Raw genomic sequence first — 13,110 nt, 5'->3', positions numbered from 1 at the left:
GTTCAGTCTGCCGTAACCAGCAGCGGTTGTCCGGCGCGACGGGCCAGCACCACACCGCGGCCCGCGCGGTTCAACGCCAGCATGAGCAGAATCGCGCCCAGTGACACGACCATGTCGGCACCGGCCTGCTCGGCACCGAGATCGATACCGATCCGGACTGCCAGCAGGACCAACCAGAGCAGTGAACCGAGCAGACCGGTGCGCGCCTGCCAGCCACTCTCGGCCCGGCGCACCTGCGACAGCGCACCCATGGCCAGGCCGACCGCGATACTCAGCACCGCGGAGAGCGCGAGCAGACAGGCGGCCGCCGCGCCGATGCCCGCCGCCGGAATCGCGTCCCGCAGCCGCACGAATCCGATGATGCCCAGGATGATCGGGCCGCGCCAGATTCGCGTCGGGTCCAGGTCCTGCCAGCGAGTCTGCCGGTACACGATCCACCCGGCCACCAGCACGATGATCACGCCTTCGACAACCGTGTTCTGCAAGTTCATGTTTCGAGCGTCCGCGAAACGAGTGCCGGAGCCCACCACCCGCGGGTGGATCACGGGTGGAGATCCCGAGATTTAGTAGTGGTGACCAAAAATAGGATGACGCGCGCCGGACAGGGCCGTACGGTCTGGGACATGAGCGCGAGTCCCACATACCTCACCGCCCGAAACGAGGAGATCGCGCCCGATTCCACTCCCCCACAGCACAATCCGGCACGGAAAGACATGACGAACGACTTCGAGATCAGAGCCGATTACGACCGCGACAGCATTGTCGTCTACCAGGCGTACAGCGAGCAGATCGCCGTACCGGCGGTGGCGGCGCAGCGGTTCGTGCCGCCGTTCTCCACCAATCGGATGACCTGGATCAAACCGTCCTTCCGATGGCTCATGCACCGCAGCAATTGGGCGCGCAAACCCGGTCAGGAACGTATTCTCGCGGTGCGCATCTCACGCATCGGCTGGGCGGAGGCGCTCGGACAGGCGGTCCTCACCAGCCCGGAGCGGCGGGTATACGCCGATTCGGCCGAGTGGCGAAAGCTGTTCGCGCACGCCATGGTTCACGTGCAGTGGGATCCGGAGTACTCGCTGCGCGATGCCAAGCTCGACCATCGCAGCATTCAGGTCGGGCTGTCCCGGCACATTATCGACCGATATGTCGACGAGTGGACCCTGGAGATCCGTGACCTGACACCGCTGGTGCACAAGATGTCCGCACAGCTGCGCGAGGGCCGCGCCGACCGCGCCAAGGCGCTATTGCCGCCCGAGCGGCCGTATCCACTCGACGCGGAGCTGGCGCAGCGGGTCGGCGCGAGCTGACCTCGCGCCCGCACGAACGCCGGGTTGCACGAAAGCGGGGACGGGGTGGCCGCGGAGACATTACTCTCCGAAACACTCCAATTTCACATGCTCTACGTCGGGTCGCCGACGCATCCTCGGCCCCGCCGCGGATATGCGCGCGCGGGTCCGCCGAAAGGATTCGCGTTCATGCGTAAAACCCTGTGGGTCAATGGTATTGCCCTCACCGCCGCCGCCCTCATGAGTGCGGCGGGACCGGCCTCGGCCACCGTCGCGGACTCGATGGGATACGACTCGACCTTCAAGGTCGGTGTCGATATCAAGCCCGGCGTGTACACCACGACCACCGCCGCCACCGTCTGCGCGTGGGCTCGGCTCTCGGCGATCACCGAGGATCTCAGCGCGGTCCTAGAAAGCGGCGGGGCGATCAACGGCAAAGTCACCGTCGAGATCAAGCCGGGCGATATCGCCTTCTTCACCACCGGGTGCGGCACCTGGAAGCTGCAGACCACCACCAGCATCAATACCGGGTCCGGCGGCAGCGGCTCCGGCGGCAGCGGCTCGGGCACCGGGTCCTCCTAGTCGACTCCGACCGCTGTCCACCCCCGGGTGGACAGCGGTCGTGCCGGGGGTGGTGGTCCGGCGAACGACCCGGTAGCACGCTGGAAATATGGTCATAATTCAGCTGCTGCCCGCCGCCGCGCTGGCGAGTCTGCAAGTGGTCGGAATCGTTTGGCTCGCCACGGCCGTCTGGTTCGCGGTACGGCGGGCGGGCACACCGCGGGACAAGCTCTGGCATTTCGCACGCACCCTGCTCCCCGAACCGTGGATGCTGCTCGGGCTCACCGTACTCATCGTGATCATGAACCTGCTGCCCGGCGGGATCTGGGAGACCACCACCTGGACCAATCCGGCACTGGCCGAGGTCGGTTCGGTATTCGTGATCGGATCCGCGGCGCTCATGGTGTGGGCGCGACTCGCGCTCGGCACCATGTGGGCCGGGCGGCCGATGATCCAGCAGGAACACGAATTACGTACGGGCGGGCCGTATCAGGTGGTGCGGCATCCGATCTACACCGGAATACTCGGGGTCATGACCGGCCGCATGCTCATGGCGGGATTCGGGGCCACCGTGGTCACCTTCGTCTTCATCCTGGGCTGGCTGCTGTGGCGAGTGCGAGAGGAGGACCGCATCCTGATCGACACCTTCGGCGACCGCTACCGGAGCTATCAGCAGGAGGTCGGCGCGCTGATCCCCATACCGCGCCGCGACCAGGTCCGGCCACGGTCCGAGCTACGGAAAAGCCCACCGTCACAACCGATATAGACGATGCCGGGCGCTCCGGGTTCGAAGGCGATGGCATGCTGATCGGTAGGGCTACCGCCGCTCTCCGGTTCGGCCCCGATATCCATCCAGGTCCACCCGCTCCCGCAGCGATCACCGCGATGGACGCTGATCGCACCGGCGTAGATCTGATTGGCATTATCGGGCGCGACCGCCAGAAACCAGTCGTACCAGGACTGCGCGGTGCGCACACCGGGCGGGAGTTGCTGTGCGCTCCAAGTGTTTCGGGCGCGCCGCCACAGGTAGGCGGTCGGATTGCCCTCGGAATCGAAGGGCTCGCCGGTACCCCAGGCGTATGCGATGGCGGGGTCGGTGGGCGCGGTCGCCACCGCCAACCGGGTGAACCGAGAGGGTGCACCCTCCAGCCGTACTCGTTTGAAAGTCTTTGCGTCATAGCCGGATTGCCAGACACCATCCGAGCTGGCCGCCAGTATCTCCGCGCGGCCCAGCGCCATCGACCAGGTGCATTCCGGATGCCGCCTGATCCACGTCGAACCCGCGTCATCGGAGGTGTACATTCCACCGGTGGTGGCCGCCAACAGTCGACCGGAATCCCTCGGGTCGACCAGCAACTGGTAAAAGCCCTGGCCCACAAAAGGATCCGAGCATCGAACGGACCAGGTAACTCCGCCGTCCACCGAGGCCAGCAACCCCGCCCCGAGAAAGAACCAGCAATCCCCCTCCCCGGTCCCGCAGTACACCGTCCCCGGCCGCCCCGGATCGAACGCGAGCGCCCCCACCGCCAGCGTCGACGCGCTCCCGGTACAGGCCCGCCAACTCTCCCCCCGATCCCAACTCCCCCAGACCCCACCATTGCCCGCCCCCACCAACACATGCGCCGCATCCCCCGGATCCACCGCTACCGCCGAAACCCGCCCCGCGGCCGGATCCCACCCCGCCTCCCGCAACACCCGCACCAACCGCAGCACCGACTCCCCACCCGGCACTCCGGCACCCCCGAATTCCCCTGCACCATCATCGGGTCCATCGAAGTAGCCCATCGGCCCTCCATACGAATTCGGAACGATGCACGGAGCCTATCGACGCGCACTCCCTTTGGCGGGCGATCCGACCACCAACTCGAAATCCGTTCCGCCCGAACCGCACTCGAGTCGTGGTGATGATCTCCGAAGCTCCGACAAAAGGGGCGAAGGCGACAAAAGGCCGGACATCCATTCGGATGTCCGGCCTTTCGGGTGGTGCGGTTTACGGCAGGGGGCCGCCGGCGGCGATGGCCGAAAGGGTGGCGAATTCGTCGCCCTTCAGGGAAGCGCCGCCCACGAGGGCTCCGTCGATATCGGTCTGGCCAACCAGTTCGCCGACGTTCTTGGCGTTGACCGAGCCGCCGTACAGGACGCGGACGCCCGCTGCCACTTCGGGATTCGCCAGGTCGGCGAGCTCCTTGCGGATGGCGCCGCAGACTTCCTGGGCGTCGGCGGGGGTGGCGACCTTACCGGTGCCGATGGCCCAGACGGGCTCGTAGGCGATGACGACCTTGGAGATCTCCTCGGCGGTCAAGCCCTTCAGCGAGCCGCGCAGCTGCTCGAGGTTGTACTCGACGTGGGTCTTGGACTCGCGGACGCCCAGGCCCTCACCGATGCAGACGATCGGGGTGATGCCGTACTTGAGCGCCTGCTTGGCCTTGGCCAGCACCGTCGCGTCGTCCTCCAGATGGTACTGGCGACGCTCCGAGTGGCCGACCACCGCGTAGGTGCAACCCAGCTTGGCCAGCATGGAACCGCTGATCTCGCCGGTGTAGGCACCCTCGTCATGGGTCGAAACATCCTGCGCGCCATAGGTGAGCAGCAGGCGATCACCCTCGACCAGGGTCTGCACGCTGCGCAGGTCGGTGAACGGCGGAATCACCGTGACATCGACCTTCGCGAAGTACTTCTCGGGCAGGGCGAATGCGATCTTCTGCACCAGAGCGATGGCCTCGAGGTGATTGAGGTTCATCTTCCAGTTGCCGGCGATCAAAGGCTTACGTGCCATGGTTCAGCCCTCCAGAACCGAAAGGCCCGGAAGTTCCTTGCCCTCCAGGTACTCCAGCGACGCACCGCCACCGGTGGAGATATGCGAGAAACCGTCATCCGGCAGACCGAGCGAACGCACGGCCGCGGCCGAATCGCCGCCACCGACCACGGTGAACGCGCCCTTACCGGTCGCGACCACGATCGCCTCGGCAACACCGCGGGTACCGGCCGCGAACTTCTCGAACTCGAACACGCCCATGGGCCCGTTCCAGAACACCGTCTTGGCCTCGGTCAACAGCGCACCGAACCGATCGGTGGACTCCGGACCGATGTCCAGACCCATCCAACCTTCGGGAATCTCGTTGGCGGGCACCACCTTCGACTCCGCATCGGCCGCGAACTTGTCGGCGACGACGATATCGCGCGGCAGATGGATCACATCGGCGTACTTGTCGAGCAGATGCTTGCAGGTGTCGATCATCTCTTCCTGCAGCAGCGAACCGCCGACCGGAAGCCCTTGCGCCGCAAGGAAGGTAAAGCACATGCCGCCGCCGATGACCAGGGTGTCCACCTTCGGCGCGAGCGCCTCGATGACAGCCAGCTTGTCGGAGACCTTGGATCCGCCGAGCACTACCGCGTACGGGCGCTCCGCGTTCTCGGTGAGCTTACGCAGCACCTCGGTCTCGGCCGCGACCAGCGAACCCGCGTAATGCGGGAGCAGCGTGGCCACGTCGTAGACCGACGCCTGCTTGCGATGCACCACACCGAAACCGTCGGAGACGAACGCACCGTCATCGCCGACCAGCTCGACCAGCGCGGCGGCCAGCTTGGCCCGCTGCGCGTCGTCCTTGCTGGTTTCGCGCGGATCGAAGCGAATGTTCTCCAGCAGCATCACATCACCGTCGGTGAGGCCCTCGGAGCGCGCGAGCGCGTCCTGGCCGACGACATCACCGGCGAGCTGCACATTGCGGCCCAGCTCCTCGGCCAGACGCGCGGCCACGGGAGCCAGCGACAGCTTCGGATCCGGCTCGCCCTTGGGGCGACCCAGATGCGCGGTGACGACCACCTTCGCGCCCGCCTCGGCGAGCGCCTTGATGGTCGGAGCCGACGCGATGATGCGGCCCGGATCGGTGATGACACCGTCATCGAGGGGAACGTTCAGGTCGGAGCGCACGAGCACGCCCCGACCCTCGACACCCTCGTTCAGCAGATCTGCGAGTGTCTTGATCGCCATCGTGCTCAGAGCGACTTGCCGACGAGACCGATGAGGTCGGCCAGGCGGTTGGAGTAGCCCCACTCGTTGTCGTACCACGAGGCGACCTTGACCTGGTTGTCGATGACCTGGGTCAGCGGCGCGTCGTAGATGGAGGAGTGCGGGTCGGTCACGATGTCCGAGGAGACGATCGGATCGGTGTTGTACTTCAGGATGCCCTTCATCGGGCCATCCGCGGCGGCCTTCATGGCGGCGTTGATCTCGTCGATGGAGGCGGCCTTGGCCAGATCCACGGTGAGGTCGGTGAGCGAACCGGTCGGAACCGGAACGCGCAGCGCGTAACCGTTCAGCTTGCCGAGCAGCTCCGGGAGCACCAGGCCGATGGCCTTGGCCGCACCGGTGCCGGTGGGCACGATGTTCAGGGCCGCGGCGCGGGCGCGACGCAGATCGGCGTGCGGGGCGTCCTGCAGGTTCTGGTCCTGGGTGTACGCGTGCACGGTGGTCATCAGACCACGCTCGATACCGAAGGAGTCGTTGAGCACCTTGGCAATCGGGCCGAGGCAGTTGGTGGTGCAGGACGCGTTCGAGATGATGTTCTGCGAACCGTCGTACTTGTCGTCGTTGACGCCCATCACGATGGTGATGTCCTCGCCCTTGGCGGGCGCGGAGATGATGACCTTCTTGGCGCCGGCCGCGAGGTGGCCCTTGGCCTTGGTCGCATCGGTGAAGATACCGGTGGACTCGACGACCACGTCGACGCCCAGCTCGCCCCACGGCAGTGCCGACGGGCCTTCCTTGATGGCGAGGGCCTTGATGCGCTGATCGCCGACCACGATGGTGTCATCGCCATCCAGCGAGACATCCTGCGGCAGCCGACCGAGGATCGAGTCGTACTTGAGCAGGGTCGCCAGCGTCGCATTGTCGGTGAGGTCGTTGACCGCGACGATTTCGATGTCAGTCTGGCCGAGCGCCTTCTGCGCCTCAACCGCCCTGAAGAAGTTGCGTCCGATACGACCGAAGCCGTTGATGCCTACCCGGACAGTCACGTTATCGCTCCTCAGCTTTCAAGCGGATCGTTTTCCCTTGTGTACTCACCCTAACGCCGTCACGGAAACATCACGGACACACCCCGGCAGATGTGAGGCCGCCGGGGCAGTCGGTTTTGTTCCAGTTACGACTGAGGCACCGTACCCGGTGGGTACGGTGCCTCAGACAGATTCACGCCTCTTCGAGGAGTTCGGCGGTGACAGCGGATTCGGTGTCGGGGACGCCCAATTCCTTTGCGCGGCGGTCGGCCATCGAGAGCAGGCGTCGAATGCGGCCTGCCACAGCGTCTTTCGTCATCGGCGGATCGGCCAGCTGGCCGAGCTCCTCCAGCGACGCCTGACGGTGCAGGACGCGCAGCTTGCCCGCGGCGGCCAAATGATCGGGGACATCGTCGGCCAGTATCTCCAGCGCGCGCTCCACACGGGCGGCGGCGGCTACCGCGGCCCGGGCCGAACGACGCAGGTTGGCGTCGTCGAAGTTGGCGAGACGGTTGGCCGTCGCGCGGACCTCGCGGCGCATGCGCCGCTCCTCCCACGTGAGCCGGGTGTCCTGCGCACCCATGCGGGTGAGCAGTGCCCCGATGGCCTCGCCATCGCGCACCACGACGCGATCGGTGCCGCGCACCTCACGTGCCTTGGCCGAGATACCCATGCGCCGGGCGGCACCGACCAGGGCCAATGCGGCCTCCGGTCCGGGGCAGCTGACCTCCAGTGCGGAGGAGCGGCCCGGTTCGGTGAGCGAACCGTGCGCGAGAAACGCTCCGCGCCAAGCCGCTTCGGCATCACCGATACTGCCGCCGACCACCTGCGCGGGTAGACCCCGCACCGGACGGCCGCGCACATCGAGCAATCCGGTCTGGCGCGCGAGCGCCTCGCCTTCCTTGGAAACCCGTACGACGTACCGGGAGGTTTTGCGAAGCCCGCCTGCACCCAGGACGTGCACATCGGAGCCGTAGCCGTACAGCTCGAAGATCTCACGACGCAGTCGGCGCGCGATGGAACCCATGTCCACCTCGGCTTCAACGATCACTCGACCACCGACGATGTGCAATCCACCGGCGAACCGCAGTAGCGCGGACAGTTCCGCCTTGCGCGAACTCACCTGTGAAATGGTGAGTCGGCTCAGCTCGTCCTTCACTTCCGCTGTCATCGCCACGAGACGCGCTCCTTTCCACCCAACCCGGACCGCACATGTTGGCCCATATGCCGTCCTTCGACTCGAAGCCCTGCTGATTCCGGCCGAGGTTGCCGGATCACCTGATCCAGTGCGGCGGCAAGCTTTCCGGGGTGGTGCCGGTCTGTCCCGGCCTCGGCAACATCAGCGAAGGTTACTCGTGCTCGCAGCTGTTCGGCAGCTCTTGCCACATGTTCGCGTTCCCTACCCTCGGGTACGGAGCCGGAATCCACCAAAACATGGTCGACCGTGAAATCCGGTGCGTGCTGGGACAATACATGTAGGTGGCGTTCCGCGGAGAATCCGGCCGTTTCGCCCGGTTCGGCAGCGAGGTTGAGCACCAACACTTTCCGCGCCCGAGTGTGAAGCAGAGCTTCGTGCAAATCGGGCACGAGGACGTGTGGAATGACGCTCGTGAACCAGCTGCCGGGCCCGAGTACGACCACATCCGCATGCTCGATCGCCGAGGTCGATTCGGGGCAGGCGGGCGGATCCGAGGGGATCAACCGCACCCGCCGCACCTTGCCCGGCGTGGTCGCCACAGCCACCTGACCTCGAATGCAGCGGCTCACCCGGGGGTCACCCTCCAGACCCGCCACATCCGCTTCGATGGTCAGCGCGATCGGCGACATCGGTAGTACGCGACCGGTGATCCGCAGAATTCTTCCTGCTTCGTCCAGTGCCGCAACGGGATCCCCGAGCTCCTCGGTGAGCCCCGCCAGAATGAGGTTGCCCACCGAATGCCCGGCAAGCGCACCGCTCCCGCCGAAGCGGTGCTGCAGTGTGCGCGCCCAGATGCCGTCGGACTCTTCGGCCAAGGCCGCCAAGGCCATTCGAAGATCACCCGGGGGCAGCATGCCGAGCTCGGCGCGCAGTCGTCCGGAGGACCCGCCGTCGTCGGCGACCGTCACCACCGCCGTGATCTTGCGGGTCAGCCGTCGCACCGCGGTCAACGTCGCGTACAGACCATGTCCGCCGCCCAGCGCGACAATCGCCGGATTGGTCATCCGGCTCGCCGCGGTATCGGTCTCGCGTGCACTCATTCCCGCCCCAAATCCCGGTGAACCACGCGAACAACGTCCCCCGCTCCGTTGTTCGCGTCGGCACCGAGTAGGTCACCCAGTGCCTCCGCTATTGCCACACTGCGGTGCTTACCGCCGGTGCAGCCCACTGCCACGGTCATGTATCGCTTCCCCTCTTGGCGGTAGCCCTCGGTGGTGAGATCGATGAGGTGGCGGCCGGTACCCAGATAGTCCTGGGCACCCGGACGCGACAACACGTACTCACTGACCGCGGCATCCTGTCCGGTCTGTTCGCGGAGTTCCGGCACCCAATGCGGATTGGGCAGGAAACGCAAATCCAACACCATGTCGGCGTCGAGTGGTACTCCGTACTTAAAACCGAACGATTGGATTGTTAATTGGAGGGCGGTCGGGGTGGCCCCGCCATACGCCTCTTCCAGCTTTCGGTGCAGCTGGTGAATCGATAGCGCGGTGGTGTCGATAACCAGGTCGGCCGCGGTCTTGACCGAGGCAAGACGCGCACGCTCGGCGGCGATACCCGCGGTCAGCGTGCCGTCGGCGCTCTCGCTCTGCAGCGGATGGCGACGCCGGGCGAACCCGTATCGACGGATCAGGACATCGTCGGAGGCCTCCAGGAAGAGAATGCGGGTGCGCACGCCCGCTGAGCGCAATTGTTCGGTGACCGCCGAGAGGTTTCCGGTGAAGAAGCGACTGCGCACATCCATCACCATCGCGAGTTTGCGAATGGGCGGATCGGCACTTTCGCCCAATTCGACCATGCGGCCGATCAACTCGGGCGGCAGATTGTCGGCCACGTAGTAGCCCAGATCCTCCAGCACCTTGGCGGCAGTACCACGGCCGGCCCCGGATAAACCGGTGACTATGACCACCTCGACCGGTTGCTCACCGATCCGGGTCGTACTGCTCTGGTTTGCGACCGCACTGCTGTTGGCTTCGACGCGCGTCATGTCCTACCGGGTTCGTCTCTGAGGGTCCCTCGATCATCCTGCACCGGTACCCGAATCCGGCGCAGGCGCACGCTCGAGGAGAGACATAGCTGTGATTCTCCCTCCCGACCTGCACAGACGGCGTGTCGCGCAACACGCTCTCGGCGTGTCGCGCGAATGCCGCCCGGGGACCTAGTCGGTATGCAAAGCAGCGAGTACCGCCTTGGCCGTGGCCATGCCGATGCCCGGGACCTCGGTGATCTGCTCCACCGTAGCCTCCTTCAGCTTGGCGACCGACCCGAAGTGCGTCACCAGCGCCGTTTTCCGGGTTTCGCCCAGGCCGGGAACGGTGTCCAGCACCGAGGCGGTCATCCGGCGCGAACGTTTGCTGCGATGGAAGGTGATGGCGAAACGGTGCGCCTCGTCACGCACCCGCTGCAGCAGATACAGCGCCTCACTGGTGCGCGGCATGATGACCGGATCCGGCTCATTGGGGACCCAGACCTCTTCGAGCCGCTTGGCCAGACCGATGACCGCGACATCGGTGATGCCCAGTTCGTCCAGGATCTCGGCGGCGGCATTGACCTGCGGGGCGCCGCCGTCGACCACGTACAGGTTGGGCGGATAGGCGAAGCGGCGCGGCTTACCGGTCTTGGGATCGATGCCCGGCAGGCTGGATTCTGTTGCCTCCGAATCGGATTCGGCGAGCTCGGCGGCCTCGGCGGCATCCAGATCGCGGCGTAGTTTGGCGAAGCGGCGCCGGGTCACCTCGGCGATACTGGCCACATCGTCGGAGCGACCGTCACCGGCGGCCTCCTTGATGGCGTAATGCCGATACTCGGACTTGCGCGCCAGACCGTCCTCGAAGACGACCAGGGAGGCGACCACATCGGTGCCCTGTACGTGACTGATGTCCACGCACTCGATGCGCAGCGGGGCGCTGTCCAGATCCAGGGCGTCCTGGATCTCCTGCAACGCGGCCGAGCGGGCGGTGAGATCGCCTGCGCGCCTTAGCTTATGACGCTGCAGCTCCTCCTGGGCATTGCGCTGCACGGTCTCGGCGAGCGCCTTCTTGTCACCGCGCTGCGGGACGCGCAGCTGCACGCCCGAGCCGCGGATGGCGGAGAGCCACTGCTGCACCTGTTCGGCATCGCGCGGCAGGGCGGGCACCAGCACCTCGCGCGGGACCACATTGCCGGGCTGCTCATCGCCCGACTGTTCGGCCAGGGTGGATTGTTCGCCATAGAACTGGGTGAGGAACTGTTCGACCAGCGCGGGCACCTCACCACCGGACTCCACCTCGTCGATCGCATCGCCGGATTTGTCGACCACCCAGCCGCGCTGACCGCGCACGCGGCCGTCCCGGACATGGAAGATCTGTACCGCGACCTCCAATTCGTCTATGGCGAAGTCGATTACATCGGCATCGGTACCGGTGCCGAGCACCACGGCCTGCTTCTCCAGCGCGCGGCGCAGGGCCTGTACATCGTCGCGCAGCCGGGCCGCGGTCTCGAAATCGAGCTCCTCGGCGGCGGCGTGCATCTTCTTCTCCAGCTCCTTGACCAAGCGGTCGGTCTTGCCGGAGAGGAAGTCGCAGAAGTCCTCGACGATCCGCCGATGCTCATCGGCATCGACCCGGCCGATGCACGGCGCGGAGCATTTGTCGATATAGCCGAGCAGACAGGGACGGCCGATCTGACTGTGCCGCTTGAAGACTCCCGCCGAACAGGTGCGCACGGGGAAGACCCGCAGCAGCAGATCCAGGGTTTCGCGAATGGCCCAGGCGTGCGCGTACGGGCCGAAGTACCGCACCCCCTTCTTGCGCGCGCCGCGATAGACGAACACCCGCGGATACTCCTCATTGAGGCTCACCGCCAGCACCGGATACGACTTGTCGTCCCGATAGCGCACATTGAAGCGCGGATCGAATTCCTTGATCCAGTTGTACTCGAGCTGCAGCGCCTCGACCTCGGTGGAGACGACCGTCCACTCCACGCTGGCGGCGGTGGTCACCATCTGCCGGGTGCGCGGGTGCAGCCCGGAGACATCCGCGAAGTACGAGTTCAGCCTGCTGCGCAGACTTTTCGCCTTACCGACGTAGATGACCCGCTTGTGGACGTCCCGGAACTTGTAGACGCCGGGCTCAACAGGAATCGTCCCCGGCGCGGGCCGGTACGTCGAAGGATCAGGCACGCACCCAGATTAACGATCCCCTCCGACAGGCCCGTCGCGCCCGGCTCCCGACCAATCCGGCGAAGGCGACACGACACTCGTGTAGGACCGCGCCACGCCGTCGAACTCATCCGCGAGCGTCTCGGCGACGAAGGTACCGGCAAGATCACCGAACCAGAGGGGAGCAGTTGCCATGATTCGCCTTCGCCGTCGACGCCGGTCGCTTGCGATCGGAGCCGCGTTGACCTTGGCCGCCGCCGCACTGGTGGCGGTGTCCGTCCCGGCGACCGCCGAATCCGCGGACGGAACCATATTCGTGTACGGGGACTATCTGATGCACCAATCCACCGTTGTGGTCTGCGGCGGCCCGGTGCTTTCCGAACCCGCACCGCTCCTGGTCGCCTAGGCGCGCCACGCCGCGCGCGTATTCCCGCATCGCGGCGGTGTACGAGGCCAGTATGGGTGCGCACGGTCATCGAACGATCTGTCCACGCACAAGGGGAGTATTGAAGATGAATCAGCAACACCGCCGGTCCATTGGGCTCGGCTCGGCCCTGAGCCTGGGAGCCGCCGCCCTGGTGAGCATTGCCGCACCGGCCGCGCACGCCGACGCGCCCTGCCGCATCGACCGCACCCTCGACACCGCGACCTACACCTGCCCCGAGGGCATGTGGTACGCCGCCGTCGTCGAATGCCTCGGCACCCGCCAGGTCGGCAACGGCTTCCAGTCCCCCACCTACATCGTGGGCGACTCTCCCCGCCCGCTCATCCCCATGACCATCGAATGCAATGGCGACGGCAAGCGGGGGATCGTCCTGAACGCCTACACCGACGGGCCGTTCTGAGGTTCGACTAGACGGCGTTCAGCCGTTCGACGCGCTGTGGCCGGAATCCACTGAAATTCGTTGCGGCACCTTCGGTGTGGATCCCGG

The 13,110-nt window shown here is 66.0% G+C and carries 14 protein-coding genes; 5 read left to right on the top strand and 9 right to left on the bottom strand.

The features are described 5' to 3' along the window. Window positions 1–2 precede the first annotated feature (2 nt). Window positions 3–491 carry a hypothetical protein gene (locus OHB26_RS26385; RefSeq protein ID WP_330179938.1) on the bottom strand — a complete coding sequence of 163 codons (489 nt, stop codon included), beginning with the start codon at window positions 489–491 and terminating at the stop codon, window positions 3–5. Between the two features lie 132 nt (window positions 492–623). Here OHB26_RS26385 and OHB26_RS26380 point away from each other — a divergent pair, with 132 nt between their 5' ends. The 3 genes from OHB26_RS26380 (at window position 624) to OHB26_RS26370 (ending at window position 2,613) form a co-directional block, all read left to right on the top strand. Then, a complete protein-coding gene (locus OHB26_RS26380) occupies window positions 624–1,307 on the top strand; it encodes a DUF4291 domain-containing protein (protein WP_330179937.1) in 684 nt (227 codons plus the stop codon). Window positions 1,308–1,475: 168 nt separating this feature from the next. Then, window positions 1,476–1,868, top strand: a complete 393-nt coding sequence (locus tag OHB26_RS26375) for a hypothetical protein (RefSeq protein ID WP_330179936.1) — start codon at window positions 1,476–1,478, stop codon at window positions 1,866–1,868. Between the two features lie 88 nt (window positions 1,869–1,956). Continuing rightward, window positions 1,957–2,613 (top strand): methyltransferase family protein, encoded by a 657-nt coding sequence (locus tag OHB26_RS26370; RefSeq protein ID WP_330179935.1) that lies wholly within the window; start codon window positions 1,957–1,959, stop codon window positions 2,611–2,613. On the opposite strand, the gene OHB26_RS26365 is transcribed toward OHB26_RS26370, so the two are convergent. From OHB26_RS26365 to uvrC, 8 genes are all read right to left on the bottom strand, one after another. Beyond that, complete coding sequence (locus OHB26_RS26365; protein ID WP_330179934.1) at window positions 2,517–3,632, bottom strand: hypothetical protein; 1,116 nt, start codon at window positions 3,630–3,632, stop codon at window positions 2,517–2,519. The two genes, OHB26_RS26370 and OHB26_RS26365, sit on opposite strands and share 97 nt — an antisense overlap. A gap of 205 nt (window positions 3,633–3,837) precedes the next feature. After that, window positions 3,838–4,623, bottom strand: a complete 786-nt coding sequence (gene tpiA / locus OHB26_RS26360; RefSeq protein ID WP_330179933.1) for a triose-phosphate isomerase — start codon at window positions 4,621–4,623, stop codon at window positions 3,838–3,840. Between the two features lie 3 nt (window positions 4,624–4,626). Then, a complete protein-coding gene (locus OHB26_RS26355) occupies window positions 4,627–5,838 on the bottom strand; it encodes a phosphoglycerate kinase (protein ID WP_330179932.1) in 1,212 nt (403 codons plus the stop codon). A 5-nt stretch (window positions 5,839–5,843) separates the two neighbouring features. Then, window positions 5,844–6,863 (bottom strand): type I glyceraldehyde-3-phosphate dehydrogenase, encoded by a 1,020-nt coding sequence (gap, locus tag OHB26_RS26350; protein WP_330179931.1) that lies wholly within the window; start codon window positions 6,861–6,863, stop codon window positions 5,844–5,846. Window positions 6,864–7,035: 172 nt separating this feature from the next. Then, entirely contained in the window at window positions 7,036–8,019 is a 984-nt protein-coding gene (gene whiA / locus OHB26_RS26345) for a DNA-binding protein WhiA (RefSeq protein ID WP_067564519.1), read from the bottom strand. Further along, window positions 8,010–9,080: a gluconeogenesis factor YvcK family protein gene (locus OHB26_RS26340; RefSeq protein WP_330179930.1), complete on the bottom strand. Its 1,071-nt coding sequence runs from the start codon at window positions 9,078–9,080 to the stop codon at window positions 8,010–8,012. Before OHB26_RS26340 ends, whiA begins: the two co-directional genes overlap by 10 nt. Beyond that, on the bottom strand, window positions 9,077–10,027 hold the full coding sequence (rapZ, locus tag OHB26_RS26335; RefSeq protein ID WP_330179929.1) for an RNase adapter RapZ: 951 nt from the start codon (window positions 10,025–10,027) through the stop codon (window positions 9,077–9,079). The genes OHB26_RS26340 and rapZ overlap by 4 nt, the downstream gene beginning before the upstream one ends. A 171-nt stretch (window positions 10,028–10,198) precedes the next feature. Continuing rightward, a complete protein-coding gene (gene uvrC, locus OHB26_RS26330) occupies window positions 10,199–12,199 on the bottom strand; it encodes an excinuclease ABC subunit UvrC (protein WP_330179928.1) in 2,001 nt (666 codons plus the stop codon). 220 nt (window positions 12,200–12,419) lie between these two features. Here uvrC and OHB26_RS26325 point away from each other — a divergent pair, with 220 nt between their 5' ends. Beyond that, a complete protein-coding gene (locus tag OHB26_RS26325) occupies window positions 12,420–12,584 on the top strand; it encodes a hypothetical protein (RefSeq protein WP_330179927.1) in 165 nt (54 codons plus the stop codon). A gap of 106 nt (window positions 12,585–12,690) precedes the next feature. Further along, a complete protein-coding gene (locus tag OHB26_RS26320; RefSeq protein ID WP_330179926.1) occupies window positions 12,691–13,023 on the top strand; it encodes a hypothetical protein in 333 nt (110 codons plus the stop codon). The last annotated feature ends 87 nt before the right edge of the window (window positions 13,024–13,110 follow it).

This window comes from Nocardia sp. NBC_01503 (assembly GCF_036327755.1).
Taxonomy (GTDB): Bacteria; Actinomycetota; Actinomycetes; order Mycobacteriales; family Mycobacteriaceae; genus Nocardia.
Note: the sequence above shows the minus strand (reverse complement) of the source record. Positions and strands in the feature narration are given on the sequence as shown.

Bases quoted from the DNA above. Each gene is read 5' to 3' on its own strand.
- OHB26_RS26355 (WP_330179932.1), bottom strand. From the start codon at position 5,838: ATGGCGATCAAGACACTCGCAGATCTGCTGAACGAGGGTGTCGAGGGT.
- tpiA (WP_330179933.1), bottom strand. From the start codon at position 4,623: ATGGCACGTAAGCCTTTGATCGCCGGCAACTGGAAGATGAACCTCAAT.
- OHB26_RS26375 (WP_330179936.1), top strand. From the start codon at position 1,476: ATGCGTAAAACCCTGTGGGTCAATGGTATTGCCCTCACCGCCGCCGCC.
- OHB26_RS26365 (WP_330179934.1), bottom strand. From the start codon at position 3,632: ATGGGCTACTTCGATGGACCCGATGATGGTGCAGGGGAATTCGGGGGT.
- OHB26_RS26385 (WP_330179938.1), bottom strand. From the start codon at position 491: ATGAACTTGCAGAACACGGTTGTCGAAGGCGTGATCATCGTGCTGGTG.
- rapZ (WP_330179929.1), bottom strand. From the start codon at position 10,027: ATGACGCGCGTCGAAGCCAACAGCAGTGCGGTCGCAAACCAGAGCAGT.
- OHB26_RS26370 (WP_330179935.1), top strand. From the start codon at position 1,957: ATGGTCATAATTCAGCTGCTGCCCGCCGCCGCGCTGGCGAGTCTGCAA.
- OHB26_RS26340 (WP_330179930.1), bottom strand. From the start codon at position 9,080: ATGAGTGCACGCGAGACCGATACCGCGGCGAGCCGGATGACCAATCCG.
- OHB26_RS26320 (WP_330179926.1), top strand. From the start codon at position 12,691: ATGAATCAGCAACACCGCCGGTCCATTGGGCTCGGCTCGGCCCTGAGC.
- OHB26_RS26380 (WP_330179937.1), top strand. From the start codon at position 624: ATGAGCGCGAGTCCCACATACCTCACCGCCCGAAACGAGGAGATCGCG.